This window comes from Viridibacillus sp. NPDC096237, from assembly GCF_050278625.1.
In the GTDB taxonomy this organism is placed as follows: Bacteria; Bacillota; Bacilli; order Bacillales_A; family Planococcaceae; genus Viridibacillus.
Window position 1 is genome coordinate 65,375 of sequence record NZ_JBNNTI010000008.1, and the last position, 25,551, is coordinate 90,925.

At 37.8% G+C, this 25,551-nt stretch carries 19 protein-coding genes, 2 pseudogenes and 1 other annotated feature; of the genes and pseudogenes, 17 read left to right on the forward strand and 4 right to left on the reverse strand.

The genetic code is table 11. The features are described from left to right. Positions 1 to 11: 11 nt before the first annotated feature. Together pheA and ACQKMD_RS07215 are read left to right on the forward strand one after the other, a co-directional pair. Complete coding sequence (gene pheA / locus ACQKMD_RS07210) at positions 12 to 887, forward strand: prephenate dehydratase (protein WP_427750714.1); 876 nt, start codon at positions 12 to 14, stop codon at positions 885 to 887. A gap of 81 nt (positions 888 to 968) precedes the next feature. After that, a pseudogene (locus tag ACQKMD_RS07215) lies at positions 969 to 2,306 on the forward strand (IS3 family transposase). 81 nt (positions 2,307 to 2,387) lie between these two features. Here ACQKMD_RS07215 and ACQKMD_RS07220 read toward each other — a convergent pair. Next, positions 2,388 to 2,921: a transcription repressor NadR gene (locus ACQKMD_RS07220; RefSeq protein ID WP_427750716.1), complete on the reverse strand. Its 534-nt coding sequence runs from the start codon at positions 2,919 to 2,921 to the stop codon at positions 2,388 to 2,390. 137 nt (positions 2,922 to 3,058) lie between these two features. Between ACQKMD_RS07220 and ACQKMD_RS07225 the strand changes: the two genes are divergently transcribed. From ACQKMD_RS07225 to ACQKMD_RS07260, 8 genes are all read left to right on the forward strand, one after another. After that, positions 3,059 to 4,579: a LysM peptidoglycan-binding domain-containing protein gene (locus tag ACQKMD_RS07225; protein WP_427750718.1), complete on the forward strand. Its 1,521-nt coding sequence runs from the start codon at positions 3,059 to 3,061 to the stop codon at positions 4,577 to 4,579. A 1-nt stretch (position 4,580) separates the two neighbouring features. Further along, positions 4,581 to 5,444 carry a phosphotransferase gene (locus ACQKMD_RS07230; protein ID WP_427750720.1) on the forward strand — a complete coding sequence of 288 codons (864 nt, stop codon included), beginning with the start codon at positions 4,581 to 4,583 and terminating at the stop codon, positions 5,442 to 5,444. A gap of 161 nt (positions 5,445 to 5,605) precedes the next feature. Then, the gene (ruvA, locus tag ACQKMD_RS07235; protein ID WP_427750721.1) at positions 5,606 to 6,226 is read left to right on the forward strand and encodes a Holliday junction branch migration protein RuvA; all 621 of its coding nucleotides are present in this window, start codon (positions 5,606 to 5,608) and stop codon (positions 6,224 to 6,226) included. A 19-nt stretch (positions 6,227 to 6,245) separates the two neighbouring features. Beyond that, positions 6,246 to 7,250, forward strand: coding sequence for a Holliday junction branch migration DNA helicase RuvB (gene ruvB, locus ACQKMD_RS07240; RefSeq protein ID WP_427750723.1), 1,005 nt, complete (start codon positions 6,246 to 6,248; stop codon positions 7,248 to 7,250). A gap of 18 nt (positions 7,251 to 7,268) precedes the next feature. Continuing rightward, complete coding sequence (gene queA / locus ACQKMD_RS07245; protein ID WP_427750725.1) at positions 7,269 to 8,321, forward strand: tRNA preQ1(34) S-adenosylmethionine ribosyltransferase-isomerase QueA; 1,053 nt, start codon at positions 7,269 to 7,271, stop codon at positions 8,319 to 8,321. A gap of 3 nt (positions 8,322 to 8,324) precedes the next feature. After that, on the forward strand, positions 8,325 to 9,467 hold the full coding sequence (tgt, locus tag ACQKMD_RS07250) for a tRNA guanosine(34) transglycosylase Tgt (RefSeq protein WP_427750727.1): 1,143 nt from the start codon (positions 8,325 to 8,327) through the stop codon (positions 9,465 to 9,467). A gap of 44 nt (positions 9,468 to 9,511) precedes the next feature. After that, on the forward strand, positions 9,512 to 9,781 hold the full coding sequence (gene yajC / locus ACQKMD_RS07255; protein WP_427750728.1) for a preprotein translocase subunit YajC: 270 nt from the start codon (positions 9,512 to 9,514) through the stop codon (positions 9,779 to 9,781). Between the two features lie 186 nt (positions 9,782 to 9,967). Then, positions 9,968 to 10,609 carry a DUF421 domain-containing protein gene (locus ACQKMD_RS07260; RefSeq protein WP_427750730.1) on the forward strand — a complete coding sequence of 214 codons (642 nt, stop codon included), beginning with the start codon at positions 9,968 to 9,970 and terminating at the stop codon, positions 10,607 to 10,609. Here ACQKMD_RS07260 and ACQKMD_RS07265 read toward each other — a convergent pair. Next, a complete protein-coding gene (locus tag ACQKMD_RS07265) occupies positions 10,604 to 12,121 on the reverse strand; it encodes a putative polysaccharide biosynthesis protein (RefSeq protein ID WP_427750732.1) in 1,518 nt (505 codons plus the stop codon). The two genes, ACQKMD_RS07260 and ACQKMD_RS07265, sit on opposite strands and share 6 nt — an antisense overlap. Before the next feature lie 94 nt (positions 12,122 to 12,215). Here ACQKMD_RS07265 and ACQKMD_RS07270 point away from each other — a divergent pair, with 94 nt between their 5' ends. The 4 genes from ACQKMD_RS07270 (at position 12,216) to ACQKMD_RS07285 (ending at position 18,207) form a co-directional block, all read left to right on the forward strand. Beyond that, on the forward strand, positions 12,216 to 12,533 hold the full coding sequence (locus tag ACQKMD_RS07270) for a post-transcriptional regulator (RefSeq protein WP_427750734.1): 318 nt from the start codon (positions 12,216 to 12,218) through the stop codon (positions 12,531 to 12,533). A 289-nt stretch (positions 12,534 to 12,822) separates the two neighbouring features. Next, on the forward strand, positions 12,823 to 15,096 hold the full coding sequence (secDF, locus tag ACQKMD_RS07275) for a protein translocase subunit SecDF (protein ID WP_427750736.1): 2,274 nt from the start codon (positions 12,823 to 12,825) through the stop codon (positions 15,094 to 15,096). Between the two features lie 253 nt (positions 15,097 to 15,349). Beyond that, on the forward strand, positions 15,350 to 17,695 hold the full coding sequence (gene recJ, locus ACQKMD_RS07280; protein ID WP_427750737.1) for a single-stranded-DNA-specific exonuclease RecJ: 2,346 nt from the start codon (positions 15,350 to 15,352) through the stop codon (positions 17,693 to 17,695). Continuing rightward, positions 17,695 to 18,207 (forward strand): adenine phosphoribosyltransferase, encoded by a 513-nt coding sequence (locus ACQKMD_RS07285; RefSeq protein WP_427750739.1) that lies wholly within the window; start codon positions 17,695 to 17,697, stop codon positions 18,205 to 18,207. The genes recJ and ACQKMD_RS07285 overlap by 1 nt, the downstream gene beginning before the upstream one ends. A gap of 112 nt (positions 18,208 to 18,319) precedes the next feature. On the opposite strand, the pseudogene ACQKMD_RS07290 reads toward ACQKMD_RS07285, so the two are convergent. Next, positions 18,320 to 18,606 (reverse strand): annotated as a pseudogene (locus ACQKMD_RS07290) (transposase); the annotation flags it as partial. A gap of 481 nt (positions 18,607 to 19,087) precedes the next feature. On the opposite strand from ACQKMD_RS07290, the gene ACQKMD_RS07295 reads away from it, so the two are divergent. Together ACQKMD_RS07295 and dtd are read left to right on the forward strand one after the other, a co-directional pair. After that, positions 19,088 to 21,283: a RelA/SpoT family protein gene (locus ACQKMD_RS07295; protein ID WP_427750741.1), complete on the forward strand. Its 2,196-nt coding sequence runs from the start codon at positions 19,088 to 19,090 to the stop codon at positions 21,281 to 21,283. Positions 21,284 to 21,299: 16 nt separating this feature from the next. Further along, positions 21,300 to 21,740, forward strand: a complete 441-nt coding sequence (gene dtd / locus ACQKMD_RS07300) for a D-aminoacyl-tRNA deacylase (RefSeq protein WP_427750743.1) — start codon at positions 21,300 to 21,302, stop codon at positions 21,738 to 21,740. Positions 21,741 to 22,096: 356 nt separating this feature from the next. On the opposite strand, the gene ACQKMD_RS07305 is transcribed toward dtd, so the two are convergent. Further along, positions 22,097 to 23,797, reverse strand: a complete 1,701-nt coding sequence (locus tag ACQKMD_RS07305) for an SH3 domain-containing protein (RefSeq protein ID WP_427750745.1) — start codon at positions 23,795 to 23,797, stop codon at positions 22,097 to 22,099. Positions 23,798 to 23,915: 118 nt separating this feature from the next. Continuing rightward, positions 23,916 to 24,158 (forward strand) — a binding site (T-box leader). A gap of 107 nt (positions 24,159 to 24,265) precedes the next feature. Here ACQKMD_RS07305 and hisS point away from each other — a divergent pair. Beyond that, positions 24,266 to 25,540 carry a histidine--tRNA ligase gene (hisS, locus tag ACQKMD_RS07310; RefSeq protein ID WP_427750746.1) on the forward strand — a complete coding sequence of 425 codons (1,275 nt, stop codon included), beginning with the start codon at positions 24,266 to 24,268 and terminating at the stop codon, positions 25,538 to 25,540. Positions 25,541 to 25,551: the final 11 nt, after the last annotated feature.

Consider the following 25,551-nt stretch of genomic DNA (forward strand, 5'->3'; position numbering starts at 1 on the left):
GCTTTTTTGAATTGACATCAAAAGAGTGGGAAAATAGAGTGGCTTATTTAGGCCCAGCAGGCACGTTTACGTATTTAGCTACGCAAGAGTTATTTCCAAACGAATGGCTTATTCCTTACAAAACAATTCCGGAGTGCATTGAAGCAGTCGCATCCAGTAAAGTGGATTTAGCGGTAGTACCTGTAGAAAATGCGCTTGAAGGATCTGTACCGTTAACAATTGACTATTTATATCATGAAGCGGATTTATATGTAGTAGGAGAAGTATTATCGCCAATTGCACAACATTTAATGGTAAATCCAAAATACGCTGATCATTGGGAAGGTATTGAGGGCATCTATTCACACCCTCATGCTCTTGCTCAATGTCACAAGTATTTATATTACAGATTTAGAGGGACTCCGTTAAATCAAACGACATCAACGGCAGCAGCAGCTCAATATATAGCTGAAAACCCTGATCAATGTATTGCTGCAATTGGTAATATTTCTGCAGCAGAAACGTATGGCTTAAACATTGTCCAAGATAATATTCATGATTTCCATTTCAATCATACACGGTTTTTCGTTCTATCAAGAACTAATCAACGGATTGAAAAAGAGCATCGTGAGGAACAAATTAAAACAACGGTAATGATTACATTACCTAATGACCGTTCAGGAGCATTACATCAAGTACTTTCTGTATTTGCATGGCGCCAAATCAACTTAAGTAAAATCGAGTCAAGACCGTTGAAAACAGGTTTAGGGGACTATTTCTTTATTGTTGATGTGCTAGAAGATGAAAATGCACCGATGATGAGAGGTGCGATTGATGAGCTATCTGCATTAGGATGTTCGGTAAAATCACTCGGCACGTATTATACATATAAAAATAGTCAAGGTTGAAAAACAAATGTAAAACCTCTTAGCAAAATGAACTGCCCCGTAAAAGTTAGACACCAATCTAACTTTTACGGGGGTTTTTTTATGACAAAAGTAAGTGTTGAACAACGTATTCAAGCGGTTCAACGATACTTAAATGGCTATGAATCCATGAGTGAAATCGCGAAAGATATCGGTATCACAAATCGGGTTGTCAGTGAATGGGTTCGCCGTTATCAAGAAAATGGTATAGAGACTTTCTTAAAGTCCTATACAAAATATTCCGCTGAATATAAAATGAATGTACTAAATTATATGAACGAAACAGGTACATCTTCAATTGACGCAGCTGCACTATTTAACATTTCATCTCCTGGCATGATTCGAAAATGGCGAAGGAAGTTTGAGTTTGGTGGTTATGATGCCCTTGTTTCTAAGAAAAAGGGGCGTCCATCCATGAAAAAAGAAACAAAAAGAACAACGAAACCAACATCAGCTAAAGGATCTGTCGAGGCATTAGAGGCACGTATTAAACAATTAGAAATGGAGAATGCGTACTAAAAAAGTTAAATGCTTTAGTTCAAATGCAAGAAAAATTACCAATCAAATCAAAGCGCAAGTAATTTATGAACTAAAGGAAACCTATGAAGTAGTGGAATTAATCAAAGTCGCTGATATTCCACGTAGCACGTATTATTACTGGGAAAAGCGTTTGAACCGTATTGATAAATATGCTGATGTGAAAGTCGCAATCCAGTCCATTTACCATGAACATAAGGGACGTTATGGTTATCGTCGGATTGCCAAAGAATTGAAAAAATACGGCTTTCATCATGATCCTAAAACGATTAATTGTTTGATGAATACCCTTGGCATAAAATGTGAAGTCGTATGAAGAAATACCGTTCGTATAAAGGAAACGTCGGGAAAATTGCTCCAAACATATTACAACGTGATTTTACAGCGGAGAAGATGAACGAGAAATGGGTAACAGACGTGACAGAGTTCCATCTATTTGGTGAGAAACGCTATTTATCACCGGTACTTGATTTGTGCAATGGTGAAATCATAGCCTACACGGTAATGAATCGTCCAGTGTATAAACTAGTCCATGATATGTTAGAACAAGCATTGGAGCGCCTTCAATCAGGTGATCAAGTCATCCTTCATTCGGACCAAGGTTGGCACTATCGAATGCAAAAGTATCAGCGAACATTAAAACAACATGGGATTAAACAGAGTATGTCCCGTAAGGGTAATTGTTTGGACAACGCAGTCATCGAAAACTTCTTTGGCTTATTAAAATCTGAACTCCTTTACCTACAAGAATTTGAATCCATGGCACATTTTGAACAGGAGCTCGCAGATTATATTCACTATTACAATCACAAACGAATGAAGGAAAAATTAAAAGACCTAAGCCCGGTGGAATACCGAACTTAGGTCTTAGAAGCTGCTTAACTAAATATGTCTAACTTTCTTGGGTCAGATCAAAAATGCTAAGAGGTTTTTACATACAGAAAATTAATTTGTCGCAACTAAAAAGCCTTTTTGTTGTAATTGCTGTGCAGCAAAATTTAATTTATCTTCAGAGGAAGCAGAAATAAGGTGGATATGAATTCCTTCTGTTAGCTCCAATAAAAGATTTGATTTTGTATCGGTTAGCTTTTGCATAAATTGTTGTACGTCGTGACGACTTGAGACCATGATGGAAGCTGTTATTTCCCCATATACGGCATGTTCTACAGTAACGTTTTTCACCGTGACTCCGGCATCAACGATTATATTTAATTCTTCTTCAGTATCGGCAGATGTGTGACGACATGCAATTTGGCGTTCATAGAGCGTTGTATCTGCATTAGCAGTAAATAATACATAACCTTGGCTAGTCGCAATAATCGGTGCGTTACGTGCTTTTAGTAAGGCTATATCGCTGACAATAACTTGTCTCGATACACTGGTGCGTTTTGCAAGTTCAGTACCGGTAATTGGTTGTCCTTCTTGCTTTAGCATGTCCAGAAGTATCTCTCTACGTTCTTCTCCTAATAATTTTTTCATCTAAATCACCTCTAATGCAAGCATAAATTGCCCTTCTCAACTCATAGTGTAACATGAAAGGCCCTCACTGAAATATAAAATCGGGTGACCAATTGTGAAAGCTTTTCATATGATGTAAAGACGGAAGGAGGAATAAAATGCGCACTCATACGGTCCAAAAAGGCGATACTTTATGGAAAATCGCAAGACAGTATGGCATTTCTTTTGAAGATTTGAAACGCTTAAATGCCCATTTGGCGAATCCCGATTATATCGTACCGGGTATGGAGATTTTCTTGCCTGCTGTACCTAAAAAGGACGCGCCGACTCATTCACATAAGGAGCACCCAGTGAAAGAAGCACCAATACATCATCCAGTAAGAGAAGCACCAATGCACCAACCGGTAAAACAAGCACCAATACACCATCATCATCCGGAGAAAGCAGCGCCAATGCATCACCACCATCACGAAAAAGCATCACCAATGCATCACCACCATCACGAAAAAACAGCACCAATGCATCACCATCATCATGAGAAAGCAGCACCAATGCATCACCATCATCATGAGAAGGAAGCGCCAATGCATCACCATCATCATGAGAAGGAAGCGCCGATGCATCACCATCATCACGGGAAGGAAGCGCCAACACATCACCATCATCACGGGAAGGAAGCACCAATACATCACCATCATCACGGGAAGGAAGCACCAATACATCACCATCCGGTGAAAGAGGCACCAATACATCACCATCATCCAGTAAAAGAAGTACCAATAGTCGAGCCAGTACCAGTACCACATGTGCATCCACATGAACATCATCGTCCAGTCAAAACACGTATAGAGTTTGTTGAACAACGTGAAGAGGAAATAATTATTCAACCGCTAAGAGAACATAAACCAACGCCGCAACCAACGCCGCAACCAACGCCGCAACCAATGCCGCAACCAACGCCGCAACCAACGCCGCAACCAACGCCGCAACCAATGCCACAACCAATGATGCCACCATGTCCACCAATGATGCCACCATGCCCACCAACAGGCATGCCACCATGTCCGCCAAATGAAATGCCGCCATGGGGTGGTGTAGCACCAATGCCGATGCCGATGCCAATGCCAATGCCAATGCCAATGCCACAAGAACCTAATTGGCAAAATCAACAACCATGGCAACCAACAGGCATGCCACCAAGTCTGCCAGGTGAAATGTCGCCATGGGGTGGTGTAGCACCAATGCCAATGCCACAAGAACCAGATTGGCAAAATCAACAACAGTGGCCACCAACAAGCATGCCACCAAGTCCGCCATCAGGTTGGCAAATGCCTGAATCAACTAGAGATTGTGGATTTGATGAGTCTTTAGGTTTTGGGCATCAACATGGTCCGTTACAACCAATGCCACCGCAATGGCAGCAACCAATGCCGCCACAGTGGCAACAACCAATGCAACCGCAGTGGCCAGTTCAAGGACAACAATGGCAGCAACCTAACAATATGATGCCGATGCCAATGCCAGGTATGCCGATGCCAATGCCAATGCCAGGTATGGCAATGCCAAGTATGCCGATGCCAAGTATGCCGATGCCAAATTGGCCAACATCTCCGTGCGGTTGTCAGCAACCACAGCCACAACCGTACCCGCAACCTAGGTCTTTTGTAGATTATAATTGATGTGAATCAGAGCGGTATTTTCAGGAGGGTTAAGCCAAACGTTTGGCAATGGACTATTAATGGGCATAATTATTCGATTAAACGGTACGGGAATAAAGGAACGGCTGACAAGGTTCGTATTGTTCATCACCAATTAAAAAAGGTTGAATTTCCGAATATATTACCGGTTATTGCAAGTGATGATCCTACTGCTATAGTGCAGCCATGGGCATCTAATGTGCGATCAGTGAAATTTAACCGTATTGAAGAACGTAAAAAAACTTTAGAATTGTTGTATAAGCTACATGCAACAAATAGTGACATTAATTGGTCTGAGTTCGGGGTGTTTTTGCCACAATATGATTTACAGTTGAAGTGGCACGATCGGTTGTTAAAATTCAAGGCAAAAAAAGAGCAGATAGCACATTTTTTAGGTGTCTCGGCTGTAGATCAGCTTATTATTTATGCAGAACAGGCGCTAAAAAGTATGCAACCTGTAAAAAACAAAAAAACAACAATTTTGCATGGAGATGTTGTGCATCATAATTTTTTAATGACAGAGAAAGGCAAGGTGTATTTGATTGATTTTGATTTAGCGGCAATTGGTCATGCTGAGGATGAGATCATCATGTGGATGCATCGTGTACTTCCTCATGTCGATTACAATTTGCCTAAACTTTTAGAGGAGCAGCCACTTTTGCAAGGATTTCCGAAAGAGCAATTACTGGCGATTCGTTATCCTAATGAGCTGTTAAGAGAATGGCTCTATGTTGATGTCATTGCTACACAGCGCAAAGCGGCTTTCATCGAAGAACTTGTGGCATTTACAAATGTGGCGCTCTCATCTTGGCCGAAATTATGGTATGATAGTGGAAGTCCGAAATAGAATAGGTGTTTGTCTTTTTTGAGAAAAGGATATGACATATAAGCTTCAGATAGGTCGTTTAGGCGATCTATCTTTTTCTACTGTCATCTGAAAAAGGTCTGACATCCTAATGAAACAAATAATATGCTATAATCATAGCGTTGAATATAAGGGGAATTGCTATGTATGACTACATAATTGGACAAGTAACAAGAGTCACTCCAGAATATATCGTCATGGAGCAGCAAGGAATTGGTTGGCAATTGTATACGCCAAATCCATTTGCGTTTCATGTTCAAAAAGAATTACTACAAGTCTATACGCATCATCACGTAAGAGAAGATGCACATCTATTATTTGCTTTTAAATCATTAGAGCAACGCGAATTATTCCGTAAACTAATACAAGTATCAGGTATTGGACCTAAAGGGGCAATGGCTATTTTAGCAAGTGGCAATCCATCTCAAGTTATTCAAGCAATTGAACAAGAAGATGAAGTATTCCTTGTAAAGTTCCCTGGTGTCGGAAAAAAAACAGCTCGCCAAATGATTTTAGATCTAAAAGGAAAACTAGATGCATTACTTGATCATGTTGAGTTACCAAGTGGAGAAGATGAGTTGCCTCTATTTGGAGTGAATCCAAACAAACATGAATTAGATGAAGCTTTACTAGCGTTAACGGCTTTAGGATATTCTGAACGTGAGTTAACAAAAATTCGACCGCAACTTGATGAAGATAATCTACTTACTTCAACTGAAGCATATATGAAGAAAGCCTTACAGCTATTATTAAAACAAAAATAAAAGAAAGGAGGAATAGTTCATGGATGAGCGCGTTGTATCGAGTGAAGCATCTAACTTTGATGAACAATTTGAGCAATCACTAAGACCTCAGAACCTAGCACAATATATTGGTCAACAAAAAGTTAAAGACAATTTGAAGATATTTATCGAAGCGGCGAGAATGCGCGAAGAAAGTCTGGATCATGTACTTCTATATGGACCTCCAGGGCTCGGTAAAACAACCTTAGCAGCAGTTATTGCTAATGAGATGAATGTCCAAATTCGTATGACTAGCGGACCTGCTATTGAGCGACCAGGAGATTTGGCAGCAATCGTTAGCTCTCTTGAGCCTGGAGATGTCTTATTTATCGATGAAATTCATCGTCTACCTCGAGCAATTGAGGAAGTACTGTATCCTGCGATGGAAGACTTTTGTTTAGATATCGTCGTTGGGAAAGGTCCTGCGGCACGCTCTGTTCGCCTTGACTTACCTCCTTTTACATTAGTAGGAGCAACTACAAGAGCAGGTGCATTATCAGCTCCGCTTCGAGATCGCTTTGGTGTGTTGTTACGACTTGATTATTATGACGAGCTATCATTAACAGAAATTGTTTGTAGAAGTGCTGAGCTTTTTGATGTCAATATTGATAAAATAGCAGCAGGAGAAATTGCTCGAAGGTCCCGTGGAACACCTCGTATCGCAAACCGGTTATTAAAAAGGGTTAGAGACTATGCACAAGTTATCGGAGACGGGGATATTACACTAGAAATGGCACAAGCTGCACTTGAGTTACTACAAGTTGATCCGTTAGGTTTAGATCATATCGATCACAAACTAATCACAACGATGATTGAACGTTTCAGAGGTGGTCCTGTTGGTTTAGATACGATTGCAGCAAGTATTGGCGAAGAATCGATGACAATTGAAGATGTCTATGAGCCGTATTTAATGCAAATTGGTTTCGTTCAGCGAACGCCAAGAGGTCGCTTAGCTACTGCGCTAGCTTATGAGCATTTTGGCTATCCATTGCCATCACAAACATAAAACAAAAGGAAGTTAACAATGAAATTAGAAGACTTTGATTTTGAACTACCAGAAGAGTTAATTGCACAAACACCACTGAAAGACCGTACTTCAAGCCGCTTAATGGCAGTAGATCGTGATTCAGGTGAAGTGACACATCATACTTTCCGTGATATTATCGAAGAACTACGCGATGGTGATTGCCTTGTATTAAATGATACACGTGTATTGCCTGCACGCTTGATGGGTGTGAAGGAAGAAACAGGCGCGCATGTCGAAGTATTATTATTAAAACAAACGTCAAATGAAGATGAATGGGAAACACTGGTGAAACCTGCAAAACGTGTGAAAGTGGGTACCGAAATTACTTTCGGTGAAGGACTACTAAAAGCAACATGTACAGGTGAGTTAGATCATGGTGGAAGGCTATTCAAATTCAACTACGAAGGAATCTTCTATGAAATTTTAGATCAACTTGGAGAAATGCCTCTACCACCATACATTCGTGAAAAACTAGATGATCAAGATCGTTATCAAACTGTTTTTGCGAAAGAACGTGGTTCAGCTGCGGCTCCTACAGCAGGTCTACACTTCACATCAGACTTATTAGATGAAATTCGTGCGAAAGGTGTTAAAATTGCTTTCTTAACATTGCATGTTGGTTTAGGAACATTCCGTCCTGTTAATGTCGAAACAATTGAAACACATGCAATGCACTCTGAATTTTATAATCTAACAGAAGAAACAGCAGCTATTATTAATGATACGAAACAAAAAGGTGGTCGTGTAATTGCAGTAGGTACAACATCTACTCGTACACTTGAAACTATAGCAGAGCGCCATGATGGTAAGATTGTAGCTGATAGTGGTTGGACTTCAATTTTCATCTATCCAGGTTTTGAATACAAAGCAATTGATGGTCTAATCACAAACTTCCATTTACCAAAATCAACACTAGTTATGTTAGTAAGTGCATTAACAACTCGTGAAATAATATTAAATGCTTACAATATCGCAGTACAAGAACGCTATCGCTTCTTTAGCTTTGGCGATGCGATGTTTATCCGTCCAAAAGCACAGAAAGGAAATTAATCAATGTCTCAAGCAATCAGATATGAGCTAATTAAAACAGATAAGCAAACAGGCGCACGCCTTGGTATTGTGCATACTCCGCACGGTTCTTTCGAGACACCAGCATTTATGCCAGTAGGTACTCAAGCATCTGTTAAAACAATGTCTCCAGAAGAAGTAAAAGATATGGGAGCAGGAATAATCTTAAGTAATACTTACCACCTATGGTTACGCCCAGGTCACGAAATTGTTCGTGAAGCAGGTGGTCTCCACAAATTTATGAACTGGGATCGTCCGATTTTAACAGATTCGGGTGGCTTTCAAGTATTTAGCTTAAGCCACATCCGTAAGATTGAAGAAGAAGGCGTTCATTTCCGTAATCACTTAAATGGTGATAAACTATTCTTAAGTCCTGAAAAAGCGATGGAAATTCAAAATGCGCTTGGAGCAGATATTATGATGGCATTTGATGAATGTCCTCCGTTCCCAGCGACTTTTGAATATATGAAAGCTAGTGTAGAACGTACTTCTCGTTGGGCAGAACGTTGTCTAGAAGCTCATGCTCGTCCGCAAGACCAAGGTCTATTTGGTATCGTGCAGGGTGGAGAATTTGAAGAGTTACGTAAGCAATCTGCCAAGGATCTTGTATCAATGGATTTCCCAGGCTACGCTATCGGTGGTCTATCTGTAGGGGAACCAAAAGATATTATGAACCGTATGCTTGAATATACAACACCGTTATTACCAGCAGAAAAACCACGTTATTTAATGGGAGTAGGCTCTCCTGACTCATTAATCGATGGTGCAATTCGCGGTATTGACATGTTTGACTGCGTATTACCAACACGTATTGCTCGTAATGGTACATGCATGACAAGCGAAGGTCGTTTAGTGATCAAAAATGCGAAATTCGCAAGAGACTTTGGTCCGCTTGATCCGAACTGTGATTGCTATACTTGTCGCAACTATTCACGTGCGTATATTCGTCACTTGTTGAAAGCGGAAGAAACATTTGGAATCCGATTAACTTCTTATCATAATTTATATTTCTTACAAGATTTAATGAGAAAAGTAAGACAAGCGATTCGTGAAGATCGACTTGGTGATTTCCGAGAAGAATTTTTTGAAGCATATGGTTTTAACAAACCAAATGCAAAAAATTTCTGATTCTTGTATACTATTGAAAGATATAGAAAGGGGGATTTTATACAATGGATATTTTACAAGGTATTGGCCCGATTATTCTTATGTTTGGTGTGATGTATTTACTATTAATTCGTCCAGCACAAAAACAACGTAAGAAAACATCTCAAATGCAAAATAGTTTATCACGTGGCAATCAAATCGTGACAATCGGTGGATTACACGGTGAAGTTGACGCGATTGACGATACAACAGTTGTCATCAAAGTTGCTGATGGCACAAAACTACGTTTCGAGCGCGCAGCAATAGGTCGCATAGTTGAAGATGCAACTAACTAATTAAAAGCGAAGCAAAAGACTATTCCACACTTTAGTTGTGGAGTAGTCTTTTTTTAAAACAATAATTTAAGAAAGTATATAACCAGAAATTTATAAGTAAAACATTAATTAAAGTGTCAACAATACCAATGTTTTTTCGTATAAATCGTTCAATATTCCACATTCTATTTAAAAAAGGAGTCGTCTATGAACGATTTAATAATCATTGCATATCGTACCTTCTTGTTATATTTTGTCATATTGATTATTTTTCGCTTGATGGGAAAGCGAGAGATTGGCGAGTTGAGCTTGATGGACCTCGTCATATTCATACTCATCGCAGAAGTAGCGGCATTTGCTCTTAGTGAGCCGAAACGTAATCTATTCGAGTCTATATTACCGATGATTATTTTACTAATCATTCAAATTGTTATTTCAATTATTACTTTGAAAAATAAAAAAATCCGAGACTTAATTGATGGTGATCCGATAACAATTATTCGAAACGGTGTCATTATGGAAAAGGAAATGCGGAAGCAACGTTATAATTTAGATGACTTATTTCAACAATTAAGAGAACAGCAAGTAGGTTCTATCCAGCAAGTTGCATATGCCTTTTTAGAGCCCTCGGGTAACCTTTCTGTTTTCATAAAAAATGAGCACTTTTATGTATTACCCTTAATTGTTGATGGAGAGATACAAAATCGCCATCTTCATTTAATACAAAAAACAGAAGAATGGTTATTGGAGAAGCTATTGCAACAAGACATTAATGATATTACGGAAGTATTCTATTGCTGTTTTGAGAAAAATGAATTGTACGTACAAAAAAAGGAAGCGGCATCATAGCCGTTTCCTCATTGTTCTTGTTAAATACATAAAGTCACGCCATCTAATTTGATTGAAAAGTATTAAAAGTACAGAAAGTATACCTAAGGTTATAGCACTATTCCAGATAACAGAAAGACCTGCAGTAGGCATTAGAATGGTTCGTAATACGATTACGAAAATGAATAAGCCATATGGGACGACAAATAATCGGAAACCAGTATGCAAGTATTTTTTCTGACGAATAGTTGCGATATGTAAGAAAGATGTGACGAGCACGCCGAAACCAATCGCAATGACCGCACCTTTTTCTTGTAAACCTGATTGAGAAGCAAGGACGAACATGATAAATAATTTACCAATACCGCCGTACACAGCATTCATCATAGCTGCATTTGCCTCATCTACTGCCTGTAAAATTGAATTTAGTGGACTTTGAATATAATAAAAGAAAAAGACAGGCGATAATAACTTCACATAACCACGATTTTCTTGTAGATGAAAAAGTTTCATCGCAAGTTCATCACCGTGAATGAAAAAATATGTAGCCGTAAAACAACCTACAAGCGTCGATAATCGAAGTGAAATTTGGACACGATCTTTTAATAACTTGTGATTACCACGAGCAACAGCATCACTTACAGCGGGTATAAGTACAACTGATAGAGCAAATGGCACAAAAGCTGGGAATAATAATAATGGAACAAGCACTCCAGAAATGACCCCGTATAATTTTGTCGCAACGACGGTTGTCATACCAGCTAAAGTTAGTGCTTTTAAAAAGACAATGGGCTCTAAAAACCATGTGAATGTACCAAAAATTTTACTACCAGTTGAGGGAAGAGCTACTTTTAATATTGGATTAGGTGGATAATACTCTTTTGATGGCTGTAGAATACCTGAACGATTTACTTTTCGATAATGCCAATACAGATAGAGGAAAGCGACGGCTTCAGCAATTGCTGTAATGACCATAGCAAACCCTGCAGTTAAAGCTGGTTCTTCTACATTTACACCATAAGGTAATAAAAATGTAATAAGAATAATACGGATAACTTGTTCCATCGTTTGAGACCAAGCTGTTTCTGCAATGCGTGCTAGCCCTTGAAAGAAAGATTTGAGTAGGGCGGATGCAGCGGCAACTGGAACCGTTGCCAAGCCAACATATAAAATAAGCATGGTCTGTCCGTCATGAAGTAAATTGTTGGACAAATACGGAATGAAAAGCATTATCAAAGGAAATAAGATAATACCAGCAAGAAAGGTCAGTAAAGTAGCTGTTCTCATAACAGCACTTAATTGGTCTTTCTTTTTTTTCGCATGCAGTTCAGCAATAATTTTCGCTACTGCAATTGGAATGCCAAGTTGGACTAGGGATAGGAAGAAAATAAAAGCCGGATATGCCGCCATATATGTGCCGACAGCCTCTTCGCCCGCAACCCTCATAAATTGCATTCGAAACAAGAAACCCAAGAGCTTAGATAAGAACACAGCACCCATTAATAAAAAAGTGCCATGAAAAAAAGAAGTCAATACTATCCCTTCCTTCTCAATTCAAGAAAATTCGTATACAATTATCCTATGCACGAACAGAAGCGGATAAAACTACCATAAAGGAAGTGAAATGATGGCGATTGAGTACGAAGCTTTATTTCAAAAGTTTTTACCAGCTTTAATTAGTAAAAGAAATGAATTTATTATGCAAGGGTATAACACTGTTACAGTGGAGGACATCTGGGGAGTGTGTGTGAAAAAGAAGTGGAAAAAGCGAAATGTTCAGACGTTGCATGCCTATGAATTGGTTGAGGATTTATTTTCTCTAAGCGCAGCACAATATATGACTTATACTCAAATCGAAGAATCAAGGACATCTAATTGGTTCTCTGAGTTAAACCAAGATGAATTACAACTGCTATTACACGGGAATGGTAATGAAGAACCCTAAAAAGAAATAGTGATAAATTTATATAAACGAAAAAAGGGTCAATTTGACAGTAGGGTCAACGTGTTTCATAATAGACCTGTTATGTTATAAAGTTCAATGCAGTACGAATAAAACAAGTTTTATACTAAAAAACATTTTTCGGTACTTTTTATATCACTTCTCATAGGTTATGAGTATTTAGTCTCGAAGTTTTTACAAGCTTTATGAATAAATTCGTGTCATAATATAGATTATTGAGTAAAATGTTTTTAAAGTCATACCGTTGTATTTGTTTGAGGAGGAAGTTTGAATGAAATTAAGAAGCCGTATCGTTGCTTTTTTACTACTAGTAGTTGTTTTAGGTGCAACGATGAGTACAACTGTTCAGGGAGTCTTGAACAATATTAAACTAGGCCTTGATTTACAAGGTGGTTTTGAAGTTCTTTATCAAGTAGAGCCATTAAAAAAAGATGGTCCGAAAATTACGGAAGACGATGTTATAGCTACAACTGACGCACTTTCACGACGTGTAAATGCAATTGGGGTAAGTGAACCAAGTATTCAAATTGAAAGCGGCAAACGTATCCGAGTTCAATTAGCAGGTGTTGAAGATCAAGAAACTGCTCGTGAACTACTTGCTACTGAGGCTAACCTTACATTCCGTGACGTTAATGACAAAGTATTGTTAGACGGGAACGACTTAAAACAGGGTGGAGCAAAAGATTCCTTTGATGATCAAAATCGTCCGATAGTTACTTTGAAATTAAAAGATCCCGCGAAATTTGCTGAAGTAACATCGAAAATTGCAGCTATGGGAGAACCAAATAACTTATTAGTCATTTGGTTAGACTTTGAAGAAGGTAAAGACTCTTACGCAAAAGAAGTTAAAAAGGCAAACCCGAAATTTGTTTCTGATCCCCGTGTATCGAAAGTCATCAATTCACCGGATGTTCAAATTTCAGGTGCATTTACTGTCCAACAAACAAAAGATTTATCGGGTATATTAAATGCTGGTGCATTACCTGTTAAATTAGTTGAGAAATATTCTACTTCAGTAGGAGCACAATTTGGTGACCAAGCGCTGAAAAGTACTATTTTTGCAAGTCTTGTAGGTATTGGATTAATCTTTATTTTTATGCTTGTATATTACCGTTTACCAGGTTTAGTAGCGAATTTAACATTAGTTGTTTTCACATTCTTAGTCCTTGTTATCTTTGACTGGATTAATGCAGTTCTTACACTACCAGGTATCGCAGCTATCGTACTGGGGGTAGGGATGGCCGTAGATGCCAATATCTTAATGTACGAGCGTATTCGTGAAGAATTACGTGTAGGTAAGTCCATTAAGGCAGCATTTAATTCAGGTTCGAAATCGTCATTCACAGCGATTTTCGATGCTAATATTACAACGCTTCTTGCAGCAGCTGTATTATTTTACTTTGGGACAAGCTCTGTTAAAGGTTTCGCAACAACATTAATGATCAGTATTTTAGTCAGCTTTATCACAGCTGTTTGGGGAACTCGTATTTTACTAGGCTTACTTGTAAACAGCGGATTCTTTGATAATAAGCCTGCTTGGTTTGGTGTAAGTAAAAAGAGAGTACACAAAATTGAAGAAGGCCTGGACACGCTAGATTTATCAACTCGCTTTGATAAATTAGACTTTGTTCATAATCGTAGAAAATTCTACACAGCTTCACTGATCTTTATTATTGCTGGGTTTACTATTTTAGGAATCTTCAAGCTTAACTTAGGGATTGATTTCTCAAGTGGTACACGTGTGGAAGTTCAATCTGAACATAAGTTAACTAAAGAAGAAGTATCTAATTTTATTACTAAAATCGGCTTTGAATCAGAAGATATTGTCATTTCTGGTGATAAAAGTGATATCGGTGTTATTCGTTATAAAGACGATTTAACAAAAGATGAAGTGAAAAAAGTTAAAACAGAATTCAAAAAAGAATTTGGTCATGATCCAAGTATTAGTACAGTATCTCCAACAGTAGGAAAAGAGTTAGTGAAGAATGCAATTAAAGCATTATCAATTGCTGCGCTTGGCATCATTATTTATGTAGCCTTCCGTTTCGAATGGCGCATGGGTGTCGGAGCGATTGCATCATTACTACATGACGTATTCTTTATGGTCGCGTTATTTAGTTTCTTCCGCTTAGAAGTGGATATTACGTTTATAGCCGCAGTATTAACAATCGTTGGTTATTCAATAAACGATACGATCGTAACGTTTGACCGTATTCGTGAAAACTTACATCGTGTTGGTAAAGTGAAAGATTCTGAAGACCTTGCCAATATTGTCAACAAATCACTTCGTCAAACTTTAGGGCGATCTGTAAATACAGTATTAACAGTAATTATTGTTGTCATTGCATTGTTATTATTCGGTGCACCTTCAATCCAAAACTTCTCAATCGCATTATTAATTGGATTAATTACAGGTATGTATTCATCAATCTTTATCGCAGCACAAGTTTGGTTCTCACTGAAAAAACGCCAAATGAAAAAACAAGGTAACTTAGACGTTGGTAAAAAGAAAAAACAATGGGGCAGTGACGAACCAGTCGTATAAATAAATACGAAAATGTTCAGCTCACCTACTACTCTGCACTTATAAAGTGTAGGGTAGTTTTTTTATGGATTTATAAGAGTATGAATAGTTTTAGATAGAGTTTGATTTATTAATATCGAAAGTAAATGATTCAATAGGTTAGGACATATAGGTTTAAGCTCTTTTTAAAAGACTAGACTTTTAAGCTACTATGTCTAAAGGTTTTTTTCGTAAGCAAAATTAGGTATAATGAAACGCGTGAGGAAGTGACAGAATGGTAATGACAACAAAAAGATGGCGAATAGAAAGACCAGATGAAATGCTTGTAAAGACATTTCAAAAGGAACTCGGTATACCTGGAATTTCTGCAAAAATATTAGCAGCACGTGGTTTTGATACAGTCGAATCTGCACGTGCCTTTTTAAATATAGATCATCAATCTGTAAATGATCCATTCCTAATGTACGGAATGCAACAGGCAGTAGATCGTATTCATCAAGCAATTAATAATGATGAGAAAATTCTTGTTTATGGTGATTATGATGCTGATGGCATAACGAGTACAGCTGTTATGATGACCGTTTTAAGAGACTTGGATGCGAAAGTAGAACACAAAATTCCTAATAGATTTACAGATGGTTATGGTCCAAGTGAACGGTTATTCCGAGAAGCATATGAGCAAGGGTTCAATTTAATCATCACAGTTGATAATGGTATTTCAGGGAATCATGAAGTACAAGTGGCAAAAGAGCTTGGGATGGATGTCATTGTGACAGATCACCATGAAATAGGAGAGGAATTGCCACCAGCCGATGTCATTATTCATCCGAGACATCCAGAGGGGGACTATCCTTTCGGAGAGCTTGCGGGTGTCGGTGTAGCATTTAAAGTGGCACATGCTTTATACGGTGAATTTCCAAAACACTTGCTAGAATTTGTAGCTATTGGAACGATAGCTGATTTAGTGCCTTTATTAGATGAAAACCGTTATTTAGTAAAGCAAGGTTTTCTAGCAATGCAAAAATCATCAAGACCGTCGATAAAGGCATTATGTACAGTAGCTGGTACAAAACAAAATGACATTACAGAAGAGACCATTGGCTTTGGATTTGGTCCAAGGTTAAATGCATTAGGACGACTTGGTGATGCCAACCCTGGTGTAGACTTCTTACTTGAAGAAGATGAGGCAAGTGCTGCGACAATGGCTAGTCTCTTAAATGATAAAAACAAAGAGCGTCAAGGAATTGTTTCTGATATTACTGAGCAAGCTGTTGCAATGGTTGAAAATATCGATGAAATTCGCAATTCACAAGTACTAGTTATAGCAGAAGAAGGTTGGAATCCAGGTGTCGTAGGAATTGTTGCCTCAAGACTTGTTGAAAAATACTATAAACCGACGATTATCTTATGCATTGATATTGAAAAAGGTATCGCAAAGGGCTCAGCGCGAAGCATTGAAGGCTTTAATATGTATCAAGAGCTTGCAAAAAATCGAGACATTTTAACGGCATTCGGTGGACATCCAATGGCAGCCGGTATGACACTAGCGATGGAAGATGTAGATGAATTGCGTGAGCGCTTAGATATACAAGGAAGAGAATGTTTAACTGAAGAAGACTTAATTCCGATTCTTCAAGTAGATATTCCTCTGAAAATAGATGAGATTGATACGGACTCAATTGCAGAAGTAAGAGAATTAGCCCCTTTTGGAATGAGTTTTCCAAAACCCATGTATGGTATTGAAGATGAACATATACAATCTATGCGGAAAATTGGTGCCAATGAAGATCATTTGAAGATGGAAATTGGCCAACCGGATGCTACCATTGATGCAGTTGGATTCCACAAAGGATATCTTGCAGATGAGCTCACTTATGGTATAAATGTTTCTTTTGCAGGTGATTTGCAAATTAATGAATGGAATGGCCGAAAGAAGCCACAGTTTATGATCTCAGATGTACGTACAGATGAATGGCAGCTATTTGACTTACGAGGAATTAGACAAGTTGCTAGATGGTTACAAACGGTACCTTTAGAGGAATCTACATTTATAGCATTTAAGTCTGATACAATGCAATATTATGAATCTTTAATTCTAAAAAAGATAATGCCCTATAGTGAAGAGCTAATATTAGAAAATGTTAGTCCTTTTATCGTCTTATTAGATATGCCACAAGATGTTCAAATGTTAGAAGAACTATTAACAAAAGTAAAACCAACTCGAATTTATGCTCACTTTTATATTCCAGATTCGCATTATTTTGATGGTATGCCAACGAGAGAACAGTTCGGTTGGTACTATACGTTTTTAAATAAACGTCGTGAATTCCATTTAAGACAACATTTGAACGATTTGGCTAAACATAAAGGGTGGAGTCGTGATATGTTAATTTTTATGACCCAGGTGTTTTTTGAACTCGGTTTTGTTACAATAGAGAACGGACTTGCAAAAATTGTAGAAGGTGCTCCAAAAAAACAATTATCAAGTGCAAACGTTTATAAAACGCGCGCTCAACAAATGGATTTAGAACAGACTTTGTTGTATGCACCATATAAAGATTTAAGAGAGTGGTTTGATGCGAGATTATTCGCTCAAACAGTTTCTGAGGAGGAACAGTAATGGATTTAAAAAAATACGTGACGGTCGTTGAAGACTGGCCAAAAGAAGGTATTTCTTTCAAGGATATCACGACAATTATGGATAATGGAACAGCATATAAATACGCAACAGATCAAATCGTGGAATATGCAAAAAAAGTAGGGGCCGAATTAATCGTTGGTCCTGAGGCTCGTGGGTTCATTACAGGATGCCCAGTTGCTTATGCTTTAGAAATCGGTTTTGCCCCTGTTCGTAAACCAGGTAAATTACCACGTGAAGTAATCAGTGCTGATTACGGTTTGGAATATGGTAAAGACACATTAACAATGCACAAAGATGCTGTTAAACCTGGTCAAAAAGTATTAATCGTTGATGATTTACTTGCAACTGGTGGAACTGTAGCAGCAGCAATCCGACTTATTGAAGAATTAGGTGGAGAAGTAGTAGGGTGTGCATTCTTAATCGAATTAGAAGAGCTTAACGGCCGTGATAAGATTAAAGGGCATGATATATTTACATTAATGCAATACTAATAAATTGACCTCCTTGTTTTTAATGAGGGTACTGAAAGTGAACACCGGCTTTTTGTTCGATTTTGAACAGATAGTGCAGGTGTTTTTTTGTATTTCTCTTATTCCTCATTTAATAGCTTGTGAGAGAGTTAGGATCGATAACATCTTCTTCTGGTACCATATCTAAGAAATATTTAAACGACATATCGTATTTTTTGAACGTCCACTAGGTCTACATCTGAGCTATCAAAAATTGATTTTAGTAATAAATATTTGAACATCCGAATCGGTGGAATGCATTCCGTCCATTATTCAACAATATTTTATTTTAAACTCCTCTAAAATAAAAGAAAAATCAACGAGTTCTTTGATTTGACGAAGCATATCCTCTTTAGACACAATTAAATCGTAAAGCGCCATATAAGGGCTAGAGTGAATGTTTCTTGTTTGGAAATCATGGACAACACCACTTGAATAGTCCTTTCATTATAAAAGGTAGGTATGAATCGGAAAGAATGAAAAACTCAGAAAAACGATAAAACTAGTTGATTGGAGTGCAGGCGGCGACTCCTTAGGGAACTAGAGAACATCTTGAGACCCTGGAGGAGCGTTAGGACGAGGAGGCTCAAGGTTCGCCCCCAGGAAAGCGTCCGCCGGAACGGAAATTAACGGTATCGAAGAAAAAGCCATGGCAGAAACGATTAATCGTTCCCGCCATGGCTAAAATTCATTTTATGGACTTTTTTAGTCCCTCGTTTTTACAAGGGGATTTTTATCATTTAAATGGAGTTATTATGATTGCCAACCGCTTTTAACGCAAATAACCTTTACAACAAGGCTATTTTTTTTATACAATAAAAGTTAAATCTAATCGGAAAATTTACGGAATAGGGTGGCTAACATGGCGAAGGATCAAGTGATGACAGTAGAAGACGTTTTTGCAACTCTTTCTTCTTATATGAATACCGAACATGTTGCTTTTGTACAAAAAGCATATGAGGTTGCGAGAGAAGCGCATAAAGAACAGTTTCGAAGCTCGGGGGAGCCTTATATTTTACATCCCATTCAAGTAGCAGGTATTTTAGCTGAACTTCAAATGGATCCAGAAACAGTATCAGCAGGCTTTCTACATGACGTTGTAGAAGATACTACAGTAACACGCGAGGATCTAGTAGAAGCGTTCAGTGAAGATGTTGCTATGCTTGTGGATGGTGTTACAAAGCTAGGGAAGATTAAATATAAATCGAAAGCAGAACAGCAGGCTGAGAATCATCGTAAAATGTTTGTTGCTATGGCGCAAGACATCCGTGTAATTTTAATCAAATTAGCGGACCGCTTACATAATATGCGTACATTAAAACATTTACCTGTTGAAAAGCAACGACGTATTGCGAAGGAAACGCTTGAAATTTTTGCCCCACTAGCTCATCGCTTAGGTATATCAGCGATTAAATGGGAGTTAGAGGATACAGCACTTCGTTATTTAAACCCACAGCAATATTACCGTATCGTTAATTTGATGAAGAAAAAGCGTGTAGAACGTGAAGCTTATTTATCGTCTGTTATGGGTGAGATTAATACACAACTAGATGATATTGAAATCAAGGCAGATTTATCAGGTCGTCCAAAACATATATATAGTATTTACCGCAAAATGGTTATGCAAAATAAACAATTTAGTGAAATTTATGATTTACTTGCCGTACGTGTAATCGTGGATAGTATTAAAGACTGTTATGCTGTGTTAGGAATAGTGCATACTCTTTGGAAGCCGATGCCAGGCCGTTTTAAGGACTATATTGCAATGCCAAAACAAAACTTATACCAATCGTTGCATACGACAGTAATTGGTCCGTATGGTGACCCATTAGAAGTGCAGATACGAACGATGGACATGCATAACATCGCAGAATACGGGGTTGCTGCACACTGGGCTTATAAAGAAGGCAAAAATATCGATATGAGTAACTCAAATGTCGATAGTAAACTAACATGGTTCCGTGAAATTTTAGAGTTCCAAAATGAATCTTCTGATGCAGAAGAATTTATGGAATCTTTAAAATTTGATTTATTCTCTGATATGGTCTATGTTTTTTCTCCAAAAGGCGATGTCATGGAATTGCCTGCAGGATCTGTACCGATTGACTTTGCATATCGCGTACACTCTGAAATAGGTAATAAAACTATCGGAGCAAAAGTAAATGGCAAAATGGTGCCACTCGATACACCTTTAAAAACAGGTGATATTATTGAGATTATGACGTCTAAGCAATCATTTGGACCAAGTCGTGATTGGCTGAAAATTGCACAGTCCTCACAAGCCAAGCACAAAATTAAACAATTCTTTAAAAAGCAATTACGTGAAGACAATGTTGTAAAAGGTCGCGAATTAATTGATAAAGAAATTAAAGAGCAAAACTTCGATCCTAAAGAAGTTTTAACTCCTGAAAACTTTAAACGAGTATGTGAGAAGATGAATTTTGCCAGTGAAGACGATTTAGTAGCAGCTGTTGGCTTTAATGGCATGACTGCACAACAAGTCGTTAATCGTCTTGCAGAAAAAATTCGTAAACAACGAGATCATGAAGAAGCGTTAGTGAAAATCAATAAGGAAATGAATTCACCTGAAAAGAGAAAGTCTACGGAGTCCGGCGTTGTCGTAAAAGGGTTAGAGAATCTACTAATTCGTCTTTCGCGCTGTTGTAGCCCAGTACCAGGGGATGATATTGTTGGTTTTATCACTAAAGGTCGAGGTGTTTCTGTTCACCGTGCAGATTGTCCAAATGTGCAATCCAATGAAGAACAGGAACGCTTAATCGATGTTGAATGGGATTCTGCTTTTGCTCATGAGAAAAAAGAGTATTCTGTTGATATCGAAGTGTCAGGCTATGATCGTCCGGGTTTACTGAATGAAGTAATGCAAGTTGTGAATGAAGCTAAAACGAATATTAGTGCTGTGAGTGGAAGAGCTGATAGAGATAAATTAGCTACTATTAACTTAACAATTCGTATTCGTGACATTGCTCATTTATACAAAGTCGTTGATCGTATTAAACAAATTCCTGACATTTATTCTGTACAACGTGTAACAAACTAAGATAGGAGTTTTCATTTTGAAAGTAGTACTGCAACGTAGTAGAAAGGCATCAGTGACTGTAGATGGACAAGTTACAGGTGCGATTGATCAAGGGTATGTATTGTTAGTTGGACTTGCACATGGTGATACAAAAGCAGATGCTGAGTATATCGCAAATAAAATTGCGAAGATGCGTCTATGGGAAGATGCTGGTGGCAAAATGAATCACTCTATTTTAGATCACGGTGGCGCTATTTTGTCTGTATCACAATTTACTTTGTATGCTGATATACGCAAAGGAAATCGTCCGAGCTTTATTGAAGCCGCTCGCCCTGAGGAAGCAGAACCTTTATGGGAGTATTTCAATGAAACACTTCGCAACTTAGGTTTAAGTGTTGAAACAGGAATTTTTGGCGCCATGATGGATATCCAATTAATAAACGATGGACCTGTCACAATAATCATTGAATCAAAATGATAATAGTCATTACTTTAGCAACTATTCATATATGAATATAAGGGTGAATGTATATCAATCGACTATATTACTATTTTGAAAATCATAAAGCCTTGGACTCTTTCATACAATTTTGTATGGAAGTTCCCGAGGCTTTTTTGTTCTGTCAAGATCAGTAAGGCCAATGTAATATTAGCGACTTAGAAGTTGTTACAAGTTGAAACAAGCGAGAAGTTAATAAGCTCAAGATAATAGTTACAAAGTATTAGTTATTTTTTATAGGATTTAAGTATGCGTACATAGAAGAATCTAAAAAAACAGCCTTACTATAGTTTTCTTGTAGAAGAACTAGTAAGGCTGTTAGTTACTAAATATGGTTATTGCGTTTTGAAGTAATTGTGAATACCTTGTGCAATACTTCTACATACATTATTTTGATGAGTCGCATTAATAAGTTTACTGCGATCCTCAACATTTGAAATGAAACCAACTTCTAAAAGGATAGAAGGAACTGTAGCCATTCGGTTTACATAAAAGATATTCGGTTTGACACCTCTATTACTACTCCCCATTGTAGGTTGATACGCATTGTGTACTGCATTTGCTAATTGTCTGCTTCTAGTTGGATATGGATTACCTGAAGCATAATAAGTTTCAGTTCCCTTTGCAGTAGCACTTGCAGAGTTCATATGAATACTAACGAAAATATCTGCTTTTTTCGTTTTTGCAACGTTTACTCGACATTGTAAATCTACCGTTTTATTAGTAGATGCAGAGCAAGCTGTAAATTGTCCACGAGTTGTATATACGGTATAGCCCATTTTCTCTAGCTGGCTTTTAGTTTTTAATGTAAATGCATAAGTAAGAGCGGCTTCGTTATAACCACCACCACCTGAACCTGGGTCAAAACCACCATGCCCTGCATCTAAAATAATCGTTTTTTTCTTTGAAGCAGGTGGGTTTGTAGCTGGATTCGATAATGTTATATAACTATTTGATGTGTTATTTGAAATCCAGCCTTTTTGTCCAGAAGCATACATTACTTCAGCCCATTCATTTGATGGATACGTTGCATATTGTAGTACTTTATAGTAACTTCCAGCATTAGCTTCAGAAAGTATATCTCCAGTTGTATTCGGTTTTGAACGGATATTTAAGTAACCAGATTGTATAACGATATATTCTGGTTTTGAAGGCTTCGTATAAACGACATTATCTTCAGGCGTGTCAGTCGGTTCCTCTGGTGTTGGATTTTCAGGTTCTGATGGGTCCGTTTCTAAATCGGTCTCCTCATCCGGTCCGTTTGGATTAGATGTTTGGCTCGTATGTTTTTTAGAACTTATCTTCCCGTATACTGACTTGGAAGAAACCCAACCTTTTTTAGTAGTCGTATATTGAATTTGTACCCATGTACCAGATTCCTTTAAAATTTTAAATTCATTGCCTTTTACTACACTACCAATAATAGCAGAGTCAGCTGATGAAGAAGCTTTTTCTCGTACATTTAAATTAGCAATCGTAATGTAGTAATATTTACCAACATTACTAGCCAAAGTAGTTGTATTGGAAGAAGTAGTTGAATTAATCGTTACATAACTTTTAGAGACCCAGCCTGTATATTTTGATGTTTTAATATTCACCCAACCATTTTTTTCGTCTAATACAGTCCCTTTTGTTCCTTTTGCTAATTTACCAAGACTTTTATAGCTGACTGCAGCACCGGTGCGAATATTTAGATTACCTATTTTTGCAACAGCTGTTTTCGATGCAGCAGCAGTTACAACGTTTGTATTTACTTTAGATAAGTACTGGGAAGAAACCCAACCTGTTTTCCCACTATATTTTACTTTAATCCAAGATCCTTTAGATGAAATTTTTGTTAATTTTGTGCTTTTTGGAATTAACGTAAGTTTTTTAGTGCTTGTACTAGGACCTTCACGTAAAGTAAGCTGACTTGCTGTTACCTTATAAGATATTGAAGAAGATGCCTTCATATGTATTGGTTGGTAAAAATATGAGTATATAAGTGTGGCTAATATCAAAAAAGTACTAAACGTTTTTACTATTTTTGTTTTCATGTTAATCCTCCTTTTTATCTATTGTAAAAGGAAGTGACATGAAAAATCTATAGTTTTTCAAAAAAGTTGACATATTTCTTTATAGTGGGTAAGATATTTAGTAATCTGAATTTATTTAAGATCACCTATGACCGAGCAAGTAACTATATTTTTGAGGCTGATAAAGAGAGGAAAAGACGTGGCTGAAATCTTTTCTACAGTACAGTATGGTGAATAACACTCGAGAGGTTTTTCTTCGAAAGGCATATGTTTTGCTTATTAGGGGAAAACGGAATCGGCCGTTATCCGACATGAGAGGATTTAGTTATACTAGATCAACTAGGGTGGAACCGCGGAAGCTTATATAGCTCTCGTCCCTTGCATTTAATGCAAGGGACGGGGGCTTTTTTAGTTTCATCATAGAGAATAGTGTGATAAAGGACATCGTAGGTCCACAATTAATCTGAATTTTTGAAAGGAGTTAATGTGATGAATTATAAAGTACCTAGAGGCACTCAAGATATTTTACCTGGACAGTCTGAGAAATGGCAAAAGGTTGAGGAAATCATTCGTCAGCTTTGCCAAGTATATAGATATCAAGAAATTCGTACTCCAATCTTCGAGCAAACGGAATTATTCCAACGTAGTGTTGGAGATACGACAGATATCGTGCAAAAAGAAATGTACACATTTAAAGATAGAGGAGACCGTTCATTGACACTTCGTCCAGAAGGTACAGCAGCTGTTGTACGATCTTACGTTGAGCACAAAATGTTTGGTCAACCTGATCAACCAGTAAAATTATCGTATATCGGTCCAATGTTCCGTTATGAGCGTCAGCAAGCTGGGCGTTACCGCCAGTTCGTACAATTCGGAGTAGAAGCAATTGGTAGTAAAGATCCTGCAATTGATGCCGAAGTCATTGCGCTTGCGATGGATGTGTATGAAACTGCTGGATTGAAAAACTTAAAATTAGTGATTAATTCTTTAGGTGATGCAGATGTTCGTGCAGCGCACCGTGATGCTTTAATCAAACATTTTGAACCACATATCGGAGATTTCTGTTCAGATTGTCAAAATCGTCTAGAAAAAAATCCGTTACGTATTTTAGATTGTAAAGTAGATCGCGAAAATCCGTTAATGGCTACTGCACCAGCGTTAACAGATTACTTAAATGAGGAATCAGCTGCTTACTTCGAAGCTGTTAAAAAATACTTAGATGTGTTAGGTATTACGTATGTAGTAGATCCGAACTTAGTACGTGGCTTGGATTATTATAACCATACGACTTTCGAAATTATGAGCACGGCAGAGGACCTGGGCGCAATCACTACTTTATGTGGTGGTGGTCGTTATAATGGGCTAGTTGAACAAATTGGTGGCCCAGAATCACCTGGTATCGGTTTTGCAATGAGTATTGAACGCCTATTGCTTGCTCTAGAAGCTGAGGGACGTTCACTTGATACTGATAGTGCACTTGACATGTACATCGTTGCAATGGATGACCAAGCGAAGTTAAAAGCAGTAGAATTAGCGAGCTCATTTAGAGCAAAAGGTATTTCAACTGAGCTTGATTATGCAAGTCGCAAAGTAAAAGCACAGATGAAATCAGCAGATCGTTTAGGTGCTAAATGGGTCATCGTACTTGGTGAATCAGAATTAAATGAACAAGCTGCTAATGTGAAAAACATGGAATTGGGTAGCCAAGAAAAAGTGCCATTCCATGACTTAGTGAAATATTTAACAAAACATAAAGTACAATAATTGGAGGAAAT

Excerpts from the sequence above, each read along its gene's own strand:
- ACQKMD_RS07220 (WP_427750716.1), bottom strand. The coding sequence starts at position 2,921 with ATGAAAAAATTATTAGGAGAAGAACGTAGAGAGATACTTCTGGACATG.
- ACQKMD_RS07225 (WP_427750718.1), top strand. The coding sequence starts at position 3,059 with ATGCGCACTCATACGGTCCAAAAAGGCGATACTTTATGGAAAATCGCA.
- ruvA (WP_427750721.1), top strand. The coding sequence starts at position 5,606 with ATGTATGACTACATAATTGGACAAGTAACAAGAGTCACTCCAGAATAT.
- ruvB (WP_427750723.1), top strand. The coding sequence starts at position 6,246 with ATGGATGAGCGCGTTGTATCGAGTGAAGCATCTAACTTTGATGAACAA.
- queA (WP_427750725.1), top strand. The coding sequence starts at position 7,269 with ATGAAATTAGAAGACTTTGATTTTGAACTACCAGAAGAGTTAATTGCA.
- tgt (WP_427750727.1), top strand. The coding sequence starts at position 8,325 with ATGTCTCAAGCAATCAGATATGAGCTAATTAAAACAGATAAGCAAACA.
- yajC (WP_427750728.1), top strand. The coding sequence starts at position 9,512 with ATGGATATTTTACAAGGTATTGGCCCGATTATTCTTATGTTTGGTGTG.
- ACQKMD_RS07260 (WP_427750730.1), top strand. The coding sequence starts at position 9,968 with ATGAACGATTTAATAATCATTGCATATCGTACCTTCTTGTTATATTTT.
- ACQKMD_RS07270 (WP_427750734.1), top strand. The coding sequence starts at position 12,216 with ATGGCGATTGAGTACGAAGCTTTATTTCAAAAGTTTTTACCAGCTTTA.
- secDF (WP_427750736.1), top strand. The coding sequence starts at position 12,823 with ATGAAATTAAGAAGCCGTATCGTTGCTTTTTTACTACTAGTAGTTGTT.
- recJ (WP_427750737.1), top strand. The coding sequence starts at position 15,350 with ATGGTAATGACAACAAAAAGATGGCGAATAGAAAGACCAGATGAAATG.
- ACQKMD_RS07285 (WP_427750739.1), top strand. The coding sequence starts at position 17,695 with ATGGATTTAAAAAAATACGTGACGGTCGTTGAAGACTGGCCAAAAGAA.
- ACQKMD_RS07295 (WP_427750741.1), top strand. The coding sequence starts at position 19,088 with ATGGCGAAGGATCAAGTGATGACAGTAGAAGACGTTTTTGCAACTCTT.
- ACQKMD_RS07305 (WP_427750745.1), bottom strand. The coding sequence starts at position 23,797 with ATGAAAACAAAAATAGTAAAAACGTTTAGTACTTTTTTGATATTAGCC.
- hisS (WP_427750746.1), top strand. The coding sequence starts at position 24,266 with ATGAATTATAAAGTACCTAGAGGCACTCAAGATATTTTACCTGGACAG.